The 13,952-nt window shown below is 56.0% G+C and carries 10 protein-coding genes; 2 read left to right on the top strand and 8 right to left on the bottom strand.

Annotated elements, in window-relative coordinates:
* Positions 1–102: 102 nt before the first annotated feature.
* The 5 genes from RHEC894_RS24150 to RHEC894_RS24130 all read right to left on the bottom strand — a co-directional run bounded on the left by RHEC894_RS24150 (position 103) and on the right by RHEC894_RS24130 (position 7,277).
* A complete protein-coding gene (locus RHEC894_RS24150) occupies positions 103–3,033 on the bottom strand; it encodes a DEAD/DEAH box helicase family protein (protein WP_085739532.1) in 2,931 nt (976 codons plus the stop codon).
* A 324-nt stretch (positions 3,034–3,357) separates the two neighbouring features.
* Positions 3,358–4,377 (bottom strand): SCO family protein, encoded by a 1,020-nt coding sequence (locus RHEC894_RS24145; RefSeq protein WP_085739531.1) that lies wholly within the window; start codon positions 4,375–4,377, stop codon positions 3,358–3,360.
* An 11-nt stretch (positions 4,378–4,388) separates the two neighbouring features.
* Positions 4,389–5,291, bottom strand: coding sequence for a hypothetical protein (locus RHEC894_RS24140; RefSeq protein WP_085739530.1), 903 nt, complete (start codon positions 5,289–5,291; stop codon positions 4,389–4,391).
* A 91-nt stretch (positions 5,292–5,382) separates the two neighbouring features.
* Positions 5,383–6,546 (bottom strand): tyrosinase family protein, encoded by a 1,164-nt coding sequence (locus RHEC894_RS24135; protein WP_245339554.1) that lies wholly within the window; start codon positions 6,544–6,546, stop codon positions 5,383–5,385.
* A gap of 263 nt (positions 6,547–6,809) precedes the next feature.
* Positions 6,810–7,277 (bottom strand): hypothetical protein, encoded by a 468-nt coding sequence (locus tag RHEC894_RS24130; protein ID WP_085739529.1) that lies wholly within the window; start codon positions 7,275–7,277, stop codon positions 6,810–6,812.
* 134 nt (positions 7,278–7,411) lie between these two features.
* On the opposite strand from RHEC894_RS24130, the gene RHEC894_RS24125 reads away from it, so the two are divergent.
* On the top strand, positions 7,412–7,816 hold the full coding sequence (locus tag RHEC894_RS24125; RefSeq protein ID WP_125460992.1) for a hypothetical protein: 405 nt from the start codon (positions 7,412–7,414) through the stop codon (positions 7,814–7,816).
* Positions 7,817–7,823: 7 nt separating this feature from the next.
* A complete protein-coding gene (locus tag RHEC894_RS24120; protein ID WP_010069570.1) occupies positions 7,824–10,301 on the top strand; it encodes an HD domain-containing protein in 2,478 nt (825 codons plus the stop codon).
* Positions 10,302–10,370: 69 nt separating this feature from the next.
* On the opposite strand, the gene RHEC894_RS24115 is transcribed toward RHEC894_RS24120, so the two are convergent.
* The 3 genes from RHEC894_RS24115 to RHEC894_RS24105 form a co-directional block, all read right to left on the bottom strand.
* Complete coding sequence (locus RHEC894_RS24115; RefSeq protein WP_085739527.1) at positions 10,371–11,201, bottom strand: hypothetical protein; 831 nt, start codon at positions 11,199–11,201, stop codon at positions 10,371–10,373.
* Positions 11,198–12,595, bottom strand: coding sequence for an ATP-binding protein (locus tag RHEC894_RS24110; protein ID WP_085739526.1), 1,398 nt, complete (start codon positions 12,593–12,595; stop codon positions 11,198–11,200). Before RHEC894_RS24110 ends, RHEC894_RS24115 begins: the two co-directional genes overlap by 4 nt.
* 149 nt (positions 12,596–12,744) lie before the next feature.
* Positions 12,745–13,914, bottom strand: a complete 1,170-nt coding sequence (locus tag RHEC894_RS24105) for a DUF2235 domain-containing protein (protein ID WP_085739525.1) — start codon at positions 13,912–13,914, stop codon at positions 12,745–12,747.
* Between the last annotated feature and the right edge of the window lie 38 nt (positions 13,915–13,952).

The following is a 13,952-nucleotide window of genomic DNA, read 5'->3' as shown; positions in this document are numbered from 1 at the left end:
GTCTTCGCAGGTATCATCATCCTGGCGGTTTTGGTTCTAATCATCGCCTTGAAAGGAATCGAACCGAAGGCCAGCAGCTGTCACCGTGCAATTCGAAACCTTTCAAGCATTTACGAGCCACTTGCCGACAGCTGCACCGCCTCTTCTCACGTAGTCCAGGCTGAAGGCCATTAGGTCGGTGAGATGCTCATCGATCGCCGCTTTTGAGATACCTGGCTGTACTCCATAAATCGCGAACTCGATGCGGTCAGCAGGATGGTTCAGCAAAATTTCCTTGGCCCGCTCAATGGTGCCGACGAGGAAGCGCGAAGGGTTCTGGTGCCGGCCCGGATTAATGCGGTGCTCGATATGAGCTGTCAGAGTGTTAGGATCACAATATACGACTGACTTCAGCAGCTGGCAGGTTACCTCGTAGACGTCGTTCACGCGCGTACCGCTGGGCTCACCTCCAGCTCCTTTGCAGTGATAGAGGCTGACGCGAAAGCGATCTTCAGGCTCCTGCGTGATGGCGATAAGATCAGCTGCCTCCCCGGTGCGGTGATCGTAGACGAGCACCTCCAGTTCCCGTTTTGCCCGGAGCAAGCCTTCAAGGTGTCGGTGGACGGTCATTCTGCCAGCATCGGCACCGTCAAACTCTCTGGAAATTTCACAACCATCCCAACCAGGATTTTCGACGTCCTCGTCTAGCAACCCGGTAGCCACGAGCGCCGGGGGTGGAAAGGCATTCATGCCCTCGAACGATGATTTGTCCGCAGCGTAGAAGACTGGAGGATGTATAGATAGCCAAATTCCCAACTCCAACCAATCGTCGTGCGAGCTGCCCAGTTCAATTTCCCAGCCAGCACCTCTTTGGCGAATCAATTGACCGCCCGCGACAGAGAATAAGAATGGCAATTGGTGCTGCTCCGAAACTACATCGAACGATAACTCCTGCCCCTGGATTGCAAACGCACCCAGCTCAAGATCGGTGATCTGTGCATATGTCCACTGCGCATGATCGACCCTCCGATAACGCACTCGAGGCGCTTGTCGGTATGCTGTCTTGTGCCAGCTCCCACCGATGACGAGGGCTGGCAGCCGCTTTAGCGTCCGCGAATGTTGCACCAGATCAAGTTGCGACTGAGCGATGGTGTCATCGCCATTCAGTCGGCCGTTAAGTTTTGTGATCCAGTCCAGGTATTCTGATACAGTAAGGCGCTGGTTGCTCCAAATACGAGAGTTACTGCTCGCGCCAATCGTTTCCCGTTCGCCATCCTCTATACCACTCCCGAAATAGTGGCCCTGGACGTAGGCGCGTCCGTCACCAGGGGTGACCGCTCGTTCAGCTCTTGGCCCCGTCAGCATTCGGTAGGATTCCGCCTGCGAGTTGATTGCGGTGTTGCGCAGGCCAACGGAGTAGAAACGCATGTCTGTCAGGCCAGCCCGCGCCCGTAGCGTTGCTTCAAAGCTCAGCGGCCGATGGCGATCTGCTACGATCGTCTGCATCATGTCGATATAGAGCCTGTCAGTGCGACGCGTCGAACCGATGAAGCAGAGCCGTGTAGCGACGTTATAAGCCAGAAGAAAAACGTCATGGCGTACATTCACCAGTACGTCCGAAATTGCCCAGTTGGGCGGTTCGTGGTCAACCGTCAGCAACAGGGTAATAAGCCCGTCTTCCGATATCCACTGTTTGGCGAGCTTCAGCTTGCGCCCGACAATCGAGCCAAAGAGGTTGAAGTCAGGCTGTTGGTCGCACTCGAAGATTCGTGCATGCGCGTAGAGTTTAAGGGAGAGCGGAGAAACAGCGTCATAGTCAGATTCAGCCTGGACTTTTGTTTTGAGGATTGCCAGGATTTCTCGATCGACCGCTCTGTCCGCGATCTGCTGCTGTGCTGCCTCATCAATGAGTTGAGCAACGTCGACTCCTTCCTGAAATAATCGCGAAGTTGCCTCTCGCAAACGGCTGATGGGTGCGATCAGGGTGGCGTCACCAGTATTCTCACCGTTTGTACGCGCGAAGCGCCCAATGAATTGGAGTGTCGGTACCAGCGAACGATGGGGGGCATGGAGGGCTGCGATCTTCAATTTCGGGAAGTCGTATCCTTCGCCGAACATATCCACGCAAACGACACCGTCGAGCTGGCCACCGAGCAAGGCTTCTTCGACTTGGTCCTGTCGCCGCTTGGAGATACTGCTGTCGATCGCAGCGACCTGTGCTCCTAACCCTGTATAGATCTGCACCAGATTGCGTGCTGCGGCAATAGATGATGCGCGCGCGAATAGTCGATGATCGAACCCGGCTTGTCGATCTGTCCGAAGTTGCTCAATAGCGGCCCGCGCAATTGAGCGATCAATCTCGTCTTCGTCTTGATCGTTTCGCACTACGGCTGGACGGAAGCTGACCTTACCGAAAGCCTGCTCCCTCGACGCTTTTGAGACAGGATAGCTGTAAGCAAGACGGCCAGGAATGGTTTTCTTGTCGCGACGGAACGGTGTTGCCGTCAGAAACACGAAACGTGCACGAGGGTAATGCCGAAGATACGCCTTCCACGTATCCGCAGGCGCATGGTGGGCCTCATCAAAGAGGACAAGATCGAATAAGTCGGCCGAGCTATGCGGCTCGTTCACCGGGGAAGTGCTTGATGGGGTGGAAACAACGACGTCGTACTCTTCAAGTGCGTGCCATTCTGCGTCGGTGGCGGGTCTGCCCTTTTGGCCCTTCACCAACGGGTCAGCTATGCCTTCCGCCAGCACGCGCAGCTTTCGCAGCGTCGAGAGCGCGCCGAAATGCGCGGCTGTTTGGCGCCGTAATACGTCGGTGGGTTCGACGACTAGGAGCCGCTGAGCCCCTAGCACAAACGGCAACGCCATTATGACGGCCGTTTTGCCGTAGCCGGTTGGGAGTGAAACGATGGCCGGCTCATCAAAAACGGAGAAATGCGATACAACTGAATGCAAAGCACCGAGCTGCCCAGGACGAAATCCCGAGTTGGGCGCGCCTAGCGGTCTCAGCGCCAATGCGCCGCTATGATCCCTGAAGAAATTTGGCACCAATGTCTCCCCGCCCCCTGAATGGCAGCGAGGGAAGTTCACCACCTATACATGCATTTTTCAACAACTGTTTCGTAAGGAAAGGTTAGAAAGCGAAACGAATCCAAGGGAATTCCGCATCTTTCGATATTGGTAAATCATCCGCGCACCCGTTGCTATCGCGACAGGATATTTCGGATGACCGTAATGCGGAGAAGCGCAATGATCGCAAGAAGTGGCAGTGCGGGGCACTATTCCCAACATGCAAACCCAAGTCAAACTCTAGGCTCACGTATTTTGGTTCGTGGTCGGTTCCTGCTTGCAATCCGAGGAACCAGCTAGAATTCAAGTCGCCCTGTTTGGTGACCGTGTTTCAAGAATGGCCATCATCAGCTGGGTCGGTCGCGCAAGCAGTTCGGCATCTATAGGCATCAAGCTCAGGTCGGGCTTTACGAGGAATAGCTCCCGCGCATGATTGTTGACGGTCGACCCGCCATATCCCACTTGGAGATCGAATTGGCGACGAACGGTGCTCCAACCTGAAACGCAACGCACCATCAATACACTGTCGCCGAAGGGAAATCCCCGGTCACGACCATAGGCCAGCAATCGCGCCGGATCATCATATTCCCCGTCATAGGACACCGCGGCGAACTGTAGCTCATGATCTCGCTTTTCGATGGCGGCATACCGTGCGACCTGCCCGAAACGCGCAACAGTCAAAGAGCATTTGTTAGGGTTCATGCAGCGCGTGTAAAAGAAGGTGAGCAGACTGGTCCGGCTGCGCAGCAGTTCGGCGAATGCGTGTCGGCGTCCTGCGTGATCCTCAATTTCAACGCGATTGAGAGCTTCTTCGTCGAGAATGGAGCCGTCCATAGGCCCCGCTGTAGCCGCATGCGGATCGGCATGGCCGCAGCAATGCCTCGGGGCGCTGGAAAATTGTTCGAGCGTGGCCGTAATCTCCTGCCTCGCACTCATTGGCGCCTTCGAACTGCAGCAGTGCGTCACGTCAAAGCTCACATATTCGTCGCGAAACGCAATCCGCTCGCGCGCGGCGATCAGGAGAGTTCGAATGTTCTCATCTATTTCCTGCAATCGGCGGATCGCACGGGCGGCGCCCGCGAGCACGACCGGACTGATGCTCGTACGCAACTCTTCAATAATTTTGGGCAGAACGGACTCCGGTACACCGCAGCGTTCAAAGCGAGCAAGGATATGCCCGCGCACGAATTCGGCATCTGCTCCAGACAAGCGATGAAAGTGACGCCCGCTCTGACTCAGCATCGCGGCGAGTTGTAAACGGCCTTCCTCTGTCGTCGGCACCAATCGCACCTGCTCGACGATACAATCAACATCCAGCGACATGGGTGCCTCGACTATCGCTCCTTGAGGGCTTTTGAAAGCCGGTTGATCGAGGACTTTAGCGCCCGTGACTTGGTCACCGAGCCCAAATTCTCGAGGGCGTTGACAAATGTCTTGCTGGCAACCTTTCCAACGGCTTCGCTTGTGTGAGCGATCGCCGACACCGCGGCTGCTTTCAGACGGTCATCTTCCTCGTCATCAAGAACCAGTTTGCGCGCCGCATCCACAAATCGCTTGATTGAGGTGCCTTTGAGGTTCATCGCGGCGATTTCGCGTATCCGCGTTTTCTCTTCCTTGTCGGCCACAATTTTCTCGAATAGCGTAACGGACCTCTGGTCTGCGGCCAGCGCGCGCAAGGCCTGTTCGCGAACCTGTCCGGTGGCCTCAGTGGCCAGTGCGCGGAAAACGGAGAGCGAACCGCCGTGATCGTCGCGCGCCAGGAGTTGTATCGCCTTCGCGGCTGATACAAGTGGTTTCCTGATATTCTCAAGACCTTCGCGCAGTAGCTTTTGTGCCTCGACATCGCCGGTCAGCGTCAGTCGGTCGAGTGCAGCTATCCGGATATCGCGGTTTGGATCCACAGCCAAGCGCCGCAGCAAGGCGATATATGCCGCATGGAAGTCCGCGAACTCGGAAGGCTGGAACTCCGCAGCACCGAGCTTGTTGAGTGCCGCCTTCCGGGCAGATGCATCGAGCGTCTCGTCGCCGGCGACATTGAGAAGTGTGCGGATACTGACGTCGTATTCGTCGGCATCAAGGGGCATCGCATTGATCATTTCGCAGATCTTGGTAGAATCCCGCTCACCGGAGTCGACGTAGCTTGCGACCGACTGCGCCGTAACAGGTGCGGAACCGGCCGTCCGGTTGGCGGCCTCCAGTGAAGCTAGATATTCGCGGCGATACGCTTCGATATCCATATGCGCCTCTCGCTCTCAAATCTGGAAGGGAACGTCATCATAGGCAAATGCCAAGTGCGTTGCCGTTACTGTTCCAAGGTAGTCTATCATATCACTTACTTTCGGGCTGACACCAGGCGCTGCGGTCATCGGCGACGGCGCAAGTCCCCCGCCCGGCGCTGTTGTCGGCCTTGGTGCCGTCAGCGGCCCGCACCAAGGGCCACATCGCATCGCTCAAATTATGTCCCGGCGAAAATCCGGCAGGCGTAAAGGAATTCGCGTCGTTTGGATCGTGTCGTTTCTGTGCCCACTGCCACTTCGCCCACAGCCGGTCCACATTGCAATGCAATAGGAAGAAGATCGGGTCTCGTGGGGCGGTCGATATGCTGGTGATCCACCCGCTTCCATGACTCATATGAGCGCCGCCATGGGGATTCCCCTGCATGCTGCGAAAGTTCCGGAACCCCGACACAGGCGCTCCGCCGAGCTGAAGAGTTTGAGTTTCGGTGAAAACCGATGGAATGGTGGTGGCGCCCACACCGGGACCACGATCGATACCGGGAGGGCCCGATCCGACCCAGCCCAGGAGTGGATGCCCCGCCGCGAACTGCACCTGATTTAGCGTACTCGAAACGCCCATGAAGCTGCGATTGAATACGTTCGGCGCTGCCTGATCGAACCTCCAGTAGGGAAGCGTAACTTCGGCGTCGATCATCTGCAGCTCCCGCTCTAGATCGAGCAAATAGCTGCGATGCCAGGGTAAGAAGCCTGGGCCGCCATGCGCTTCTCTGTCCGGAGCACCGCCGACATGCATATCGCGGAAGTCGCTGAAGCGGCCGGTACCAGCGCCGTTCAGGGTGGCGAGCGCCGCCAAGAACCGATCGCGTTCCGAATTGGAGAGGTTATTGGCATTCTTGCGGATGCGGACCATGATTGGATGCGAGCCCAGAAGCTGGCCGGTCGACTTCTCCTTTACGATGACTTCGACGTCACCGTATTTCTGACTGGCGGCGGGAAATTCACCGCCAACCCAAACCGAAACATCAGAACCATCTTGCGGCAGCGCAACGTCGATGCTGGGGCTTCCGAGGTGTGTCAGTATGGTCGCAAAGCCGAGCTTTGCGCCTGAGCTCGTCGTCTTCGCCGACACAGTAACATGCACAGCAGCAGGCGGGGCGGGAGCAGCAATAAGCCGCAGCTTCACCTCCACGGGGCGCCAGGTAATGAACGCTCTTCGATGTGAGTCATAGTTCGGGAATTCAATCTCGACATTCATGCGTCTTCCCCTCTGACGCGCCGACCCGATTGATAACTAGAACATTGCATATTTCGCGCTAAAGTCAATTACTCTTGGATGATGCAACCATATGTTCTTGCCTGCGAATTGCCACGGGGCCACAAAGCTTCGCGGAGAAGACGAACGAAACGCTAAATACCAGGGATACCAAGACAAGGTCCCGACCTGGCTTGCTGGCGTATGAAGGCGATCGCGGCTACCGAGATCGATCCGCGATGAGTTAGACCTACCTGCTCAACAGGTCATGAGCGCTGCGTAATTCGCATACCCATGATTTTCGCGTCTCTGAAGGGCAAATCTAATTGGGCCTCCTTCGGGTGCTCCCCTTCGGAAAAGGCGCGTGTATTTAGCCGATTGACGACAACATCCAACCGGATAAATGATCCCGCCTCGACATTGAGAAGCTCTCTCTCGGTGAGGAAGGTGAGCCGATCGGGAAGGATACACAAAATCAGCAAAGCCCCTCCTGGCTTCAATTGCCGTTCAATCTCTTCGAACAGCCACACTGCATTATCGGTAAAACGCGAAACAGGAATAGTAAGCCTTGTTACCGCTTGGGCGATTGCGCAAAGAGCAACCAAATCAGCATAGCTGTACCGATCCGACCTCCCGTCGCGTCCGAAAAGCGGCGGAAGGGCCCTTTTCCAATGCCGCAGCATCTCCTTGCTAATGCCAGCAAGCTCGAGAATCTGGCTTGTGTCGAAACGCATGCTAGACTCCTAGCCCGATCCGAACCACAATTGGGGACCAGGAACAAAATGGGGTTGACCCCACTTATAGCGGGGATTAACCACTGATAAAAGAAAAATCGCCACAATCGATTCGGACGATCATGGAGGCCGTTATGTCCACTCGCTTCGAAAATGCCGAGTTGCTGGCTGCCCTTTGGCTGCTGGGCGCTGAGGGAGAGCGTCTGCCGACATCTCACGGTATTCTCGATAAGGCTCTGAAGGAGTGCATGGCGGTACTACCCTCTGCTCTGTCTGCAAGTTTATCCTTTGGCGTGACTGGCGTTGGTTTGCGGTGCTATGAGTTGCCAGACATCCTGCTGGCAGCCCAGGAAGCCTTACTGACGACCGAGCCCAATCCCACTTATCTGTCGTCGTTGGTGACTTTGGACGAAGACAGCGCGCGTCAGATCGTGCTCAGTTATGGTCTGAGTACAAGCAAGGCTCGAGAAATAGGCGAGTCGCTTCTCGCCTCCGTAAAACGCACTCGCGCTGCCGTCAAACAAGCTGCGGCAGCGTAGCGAAAACGTGGAACGACTGCGCGACAACCTTCTGTCAGTAGCGCCGAAGTTGGCTAGTCAGCTCGATACGCTCGTCTCACAATGGCTGTCGAGTCTTATCAATCGGCTGGAGGCCAAGCGCGCTCCGGAGTTTCGACCAAAACAAGTCAACGACCCGGTTTGGGGAACGATTGAGCTTCTCCCTTGGGAAGTAGGCTTACTGGACACGCCATTACTCCAGCGAATGCGGGGGGTCCGGCAACTGGGCTTGGCACAGCTGGTCTTTCCGGGCGCCAGTCATGGACGGCTGGAGCATATCATTGGTGTCGTTGGCGCAATCGAAGAAGTTTTGCGCGCCCTTGAGCGGCAGATCCAGCGATGGAACCGCGACCATAGCGGTACGCCCCTGCCCTCGATAACCGACGCAGATCGTTATGCATTGCGGCTCGCCGGCCTCCTGCATGACGTTGGCCACGGTCCCTTCAGCCACGCCCTTGAGCCCGTACTTGAAGTGAACGCGCCTTTGGTAGGCACGTCCGCCGGTGAAAGCGAAGATTGGCGCAGAGAAATCAAGATAGTCCGCAGCGAATTTAAGAGACTGTACCAGTTGAATGCGCCGCCCTCGGAGTCGGAAGTCATCGCTGCTTGTATGGTGCTCTCGGAACCCATGAAGAAGGTGCTTGCCAGCGATCGGCTATTTACCGCCCGCGGCCGACCTGTCGAAGAACTTCAGGAGGTGATCGTCGCTGCGATTATCGGCGGTGTCGAAGGACCAGGTGCCAGCCATTTGTCATCTATTGTCAGCAGTCAGATTGACGCCGACAAACTCGACTACCTTTCAAGGGATGCCCATCATTCGGGACTAGAGATCGGCTTTGACACTGATCGCCTGCTGTCGCGATTGGAAATTCTTCATGTCCGAGAGTCGAATGTCGATGCATCGGAAAGCGAGTTAAGGGCCCGCGCTTCGCGAAGCGTCAATCAAACCTTTCATCAGCTTGGAATCGCCGCGTCGGGCTTCGGATCTTTTGAACAAATGCTGATCGGCCGGACATTTCTCTATGATCGGCTATATCATCACCACAAGGTCCGGTCAGCAGAGGCAATGGCTCAGCGCTTGATGCTCGTGGCCGAACGGGATCGCGCGAGCCGCTTTAGGCTCGATGAAATCTTCCTAAGCGTGGACGACGACACAATGCTGCGCATCCTTGCGCAAGAAGTGACCCATCCGGGATTCCCCCTTTCACCAGAGCCTTCTGCAGCAACAGCCTTGGCGAAGGGCATTCTTAACCGCGAACTGTTGCATCGCGCTTTTGCATTTCGCGGTCGTTTTATCGCATCTCCACCAGGGCTCGACGGCCGCACGGCAGAGCAAAACCGTGAAAAGCTGTGGCGCCGCATCGTGAAGGAGTTGGATGATATTGGTGTTCGGTTCAACATAGGCGCGGAAATTCATCGCGTTGCGATCGCATGCGCTGAAGCCTTGATGGCCAAGAGTGTCGATGTCGACATCTGCCGGCCATGCAAGGAGGCCTTAGACCAGGTAGGGCCGGAACAGATAATCGTCGATCTACCGGCACTGAAAGCCGAAGCTATCAGAATTCTGGCGCGCTATCCGAATGGCGCGATCAAGGTGCCGGAATTCTCCTTTAATCCAGTGAAGTGGTCGGACGCCTACGAATTACAGAAACGAACCGGGTACGTGTTCTGCCCACGCGATGTAGTTCCTCTCGTGGCGTTAGCCTCCAAGATCGTCTTTCTCGGACATTTCGGCGTCACTATGAGCGAGGAGGCCGACGGCTATATCAAGACTGCCAGCATCGTACCTCAGACCTGGATCAATGCCTTGGTCGCCGCCAAGATTATCGACACTGATGCAGCCGAGCACTTATCATTCAAGCGACACTCATTGCTGGCCCTCCGGGCGGATGATCTAAAAGTCCCAGGAACGTGGATCCAAGCTGATCCCGATATCGCCTCGCGACTGGCTCTCGAACTAAACCAGCTTTTGCGCGCCGGTCTGACGGCTGAGCATATCGAAGCCCTGGGACGTGTTCTAGGGGCCGTCTACGCCTTTGTCGACCATTGGTACAAGTCCGGCCAGTTGACGAGACGGCTCGAAAACGAGGCCGAACTGCAGAAGCAAGTGCTGTCCGCCTTTCAATTGCGTAGTCTGCCGACAGAAGAGGGCTCGGTCGCGGGTGGTGGTAAGCTCGACATATTTGTGGACGGGGCTGTGCTTGTGGAGAATAAATTCACGGGCCGCGTTGCCGACGTGGCGAGCACGGCACCAGCGGCAGGCATGCAAGGCCGACGCTACGCTATCGCACTCGGTGCACAGGTTGTGATCGTTGTTCTCGCCTACGAACTTCCGTCGGGCATTGTGCCGGCCCAACAGGATACAATCAGCGTCCATGAAATAACGCGGACTGACGGGAATCGCGCAGAAATACGGGTCAGCCTCCCCTATGGGGCGGTAACGCCCTCACGTGAAAGCCCACAATAGCTTTCCGTCCTCATTCAAAGAATGCGCATCGAACAGCGTGAAGAAGAACGTCGATTACTGACAGAGAGTTTAAAGCAAGTTCCACTGGCGAAGGAAGAAACGGTTCAATCCCGCAAAAGGATACGCTAGCCGGCTCATCTCGGCGAACTTTGTCCGGATTATCGCCTTCGTACCCTCTGAGAGGCGTGGCTCATCAAAACTCAGCTTCAGTATTCGGAGGATTTCAAGCTGCTCATAGCGCAGTCGAAGCAGCTCCTCGCGATTCAAACCCAGGAAATTCACCGCCGCATCGTGAGCACGTGCTGCGCGCGCGCCCGTGCCGGCCCGAATCCAGACTTCACGGTTGGCATCATCGGCCTCATAGGCCAATAGATCTGATGGATCTTCAAGGTAAGGATGTATTAGATCCGCTTCCTCCGAACCCCAGAGAGCAACGAGCTCCTCGTCAGTTGTCGATGTGACGTCACGGACGAGGTTTTGTACAAGCTGCGTCAATTGGGCGCCGTTCGGCTGAGCATTGGGCATGAGAGGTGATACAAGCAGCTGCCCCGAGATCGGAAAGTTGTCTCCCTTGTAAATCTGATTACAGATCTGACAAGCAAAGACGTAATTGTCGAAATCATATGCCAGCCACCAATACGTGGACTTCGGCCTGAAATGTTCGACATCACCGTGCGCGACAACGTCAGTTGACGCTTCGCAATATGCGCATTTTCCGCCAGTCTCGAATTTCAGGCGTTTTTTCGCCGACTTCCATTTTGACGATGTCCATTTGATTGGTGGCTCAGCTTGTCCGGAGAAAAAGCGGTACACCAAGTCCTCATGCTTTTCGAGCAGACGCGCGCCCGTGAAGTCGCGCGGCAGTCCAGTTGCGGTGCGGAGGCGCGTCAATCGGATCACGACTCGCCTCCGTTGCCAGCATCCGATCGACGCGACTTTGTTGACCTTTTGGAGACCGGCGCGGAGCCCGAACTACTTGTCAATTCTGCCGATATTTGACGCAGCAAATTGTTTGTCGACTGCATATATTCTGGCACCTCGCTCCACGTCGGAACGGAGGCGAGTTCACTCTCGATTTGCTTCATTCTTTTCGATCGCGTGGTCTGCGATGCCGGCCGAGAGCTTGCTTTCGGTTCCGCGGCCACAGATAGCCCGCCATCGTCCGGAGCCACTTCGGTAATGCCCCTAAGGGATCGCAACTCTCGACGGAGGCTTGCCACCTGTGGCGAATCAAGAGTTTCCAGACCAAAAATCGGGCTCTGGATTAGCTGATGCAGCATGAGCCTGTTCGGCGCGCCTTCGAACTGTGTCAGGGATGAAGCCGCATTGGCCCGGTCCGTGCGCTTTAGGACGAAGAGTTCCCCCTCTTCTGCCTGATGCACAGTGAGAGGGGAATGAGTGGTAGCTACCACCTGAAAATTAGGAAGTGTGCGCTTGATGAAGCTGACCAGTTGACGCTGCCATATCGGATGAAGGTGCAAGTCAAGTTCATCGATGAGCAGAACGCCCCGTGCACCCAACGGATCAGTGCGATCTGCAAAGGTCTCCGTGATCCTGAATAACACGTCTCCGCACCAGGCGGTCATTGCCTGGTAGCCATCGCTGAGTTGCGAGAGAGGTAGAATTCCATCAGGCGTTTGGAACAGAAGCTGGCGGCGCTCCTTGTCGATACTGTCGAACTTGGCGTCAGCCAAAAGCGTGTCAAGCGCCTTTCTGACTGGCCGAAGCCCCTGTGCTCCACGACGATAATCGAGATCAAGAGCCCATTGCTCGATGGAAACGAGTGTTGCGTCTGGGGAAAAGAGCGTTGCGACGCTTTGGGATCGATTGTTCCTGTAGCTCCCTGCCATCCCGGACCAGCTGATCGGCTCAGCCGACCGACGGCGCGAGACGCCATAACCGACCACGAAATAATTCCGGGTAGCGTGGGCGAGCGCTGCATCAATCTGCTCAAGCGTTTGAGCATTTGCCTCCAGAAGCTTCCGAATACCTTCGCCGCGACGCAATATGAGCTGAGCATATCGTGGTTGATTTTCCGCCGTGGCGTAGTCGAGTTCAATGGTAGCGGCGTCACTTCCAACACGTATCCAAGTGTCGGGATCACCAATAATCTCGGGGAGCGCCTCCCCTCCCGCGGTGACAAGCGCCAAGGCACGGAGGATAGTGCTCTTTCCCGCGCCATTTTCTCCCAAGACAAAGGTCCAAGGTCGAACATCACCGCTCGACTGGACGAATTGCATGTCGAGCTCTGCGATGGAGCGAAGGTTTTTCAGACGCAGTCGACGTAGGAACATGCAAGCGTCCTCCTGATTACCGATCTGGCGGCTTGGTTTCCGCCAATTGATGGGGCTGAGTTTCGCTAAGTTAGCTCATTTGCCCCGTAACCGCCTAGTACAAAGGGGGGCCCAGAACGATCGATCGCTCCCAAAAGCCATTCAAGACCTCAAGGGGGGTCATGCTCTACCTCGAAGATTTCTGGCAGATTCTTCGGATTGTACGACGGCACTATTTCCTTTCGCCGGAGCGCGGACTCGTGAATCCTTGCGCCCTCAGGAATAGATCGCGGCTCGTAGTGGGGCAGGTAGTAGCCAAACAAGCCCTTGCGCTTTGGCCACTCTTGCCATTTCACCTTCTTCGGCAGCCACTCGAGAACGCGCCAGGCGCCTGTCGCTGATACATGCAACTCCGCGTTTACGCTGGGCTCAGCGTACTCGTGCTCACTACCACCCCTAGCGTTTCCTTCTACGAGGTGATTGAACATCGACGTGTTCACATTCAGCCCGTGCAGCTGGGCCTGTTGAATCATCCAGCGGAGCGGATACTTTGACAGCCCGCTCTCATTTTCCGGATAACCGCCGCCGATGTCGGAATGGCACCCCGCGAACCAAACCTGGCGGCTGTCTTGCTTTCGAGCCTCTGAGGTTGAAAAGCGATTGGGCTTGAATTCCTGATCCTCTTTCCATCTGCGCAATCGGAACATTCGACGAAATTCATCAATGGCGATTGCCTGACGGAAAACCTCGACGCTGGGGTTCTGCAGCGTGTAAGGCAGCGTCTCCAAGCTCGGAATGTAGAAGCGATCAGGCCGCGGCACGATGACGGATGCAACGGTATCCCAGACGCCAAGGAACTTTATCGGAACGGTCTGGCCACCGACAATTCTCCGGAAGTGCCAAGCTACCGAAAGATCCTCCCCATCCATGGCGGCGCGCTTGTAAGCGGCCAACGCATAGCCGACATAGTTCAACTGGTCTGGGCGCAGCAAACCGAGGAGATGAATGACACCAGCGAGGACGCGGACGCTGTAAGCGCCGCGGCTGAAGCCGAAAAGAAATACTTGGTCGCCTTCCCTGTATTGTTCCGCCAAAAAGCGATAGGCGCCCAGCACATCGTCGTCCAGGCCATAGCCGGTGGCGAGCCCCAGCACGCCTTTTGCATTCTGGCTAATTCTCCCCCAGGTCTTTCGTTGACCCAATGTTCCAACGCCTGGATCGTAATATACAATTTGACCGTCGTCCTTCTCAAGCATTCTGTATAGCTTGAGAACATTGAACATGTTCACGCCGATTTCGTTGCCTGTTCCGTCACAGCAGACGACGATGTTCTTTGCCATCGTTGATTTCCCCTTGCCCCGTCAGAAACCTACCACAG

Origin of the sequence: Rhizobium sp. CIAT894 (assembly GCF_000172795.2) — a bacterium.
Classification (GTDB): domain Bacteria; phylum Pseudomonadota; class Alphaproteobacteria; order Rhizobiales; family Rhizobiaceae; genus Rhizobium.
This window is presented reverse-complemented; position numbering and strand designations above follow the sequence as displayed.

Coding starts and splice junctions, on each gene's coding strand:
- RHEC894_RS24145 (WP_085739531.1), bottom strand. CDS start 4,377: ATGTCGCTGGATGTTGATTGTATCGTCGAGCAGGTGCGATTGGTGCCG.
- RHEC894_RS24135 (WP_245339554.1), bottom strand. CDS start 6,546: ATGAATGTCGAGATTGAATTCCCGAACTATGACTCACATCGAAGAGCG.
- RHEC894_RS24125 (WP_125460992.1), top strand. CDS start 7,412: ATGTCCACTCGCTTCGAAAATGCCGAGTTGCTGGCTGCCCTTTGGCTG.
- RHEC894_RS24110 (WP_085739526.1), bottom strand. CDS start 12,595: ATGTTCCTACGTCGACTGCGTCTGAAAAACCTTCGCTCCATCGCAGAG.
- RHEC894_RS24140 (WP_085739530.1), bottom strand. CDS start 5,291: ATGGATATCGAAGCGTATCGCCGCGAATATCTAGCTTCACTGGAGGCC.
- RHEC894_RS24105 (WP_085739525.1), bottom strand. CDS start 13,914: ATGGCAAAGAACATCGTCGTCTGCTGTGACGGAACAGGCAACGAAATC.
- RHEC894_RS24130 (WP_085739529.1), bottom strand. CDS start 7,277: ATGCGTTTCGACACAAGCCAGATTCTCGAGCTTGCTGGCATTAGCAAG.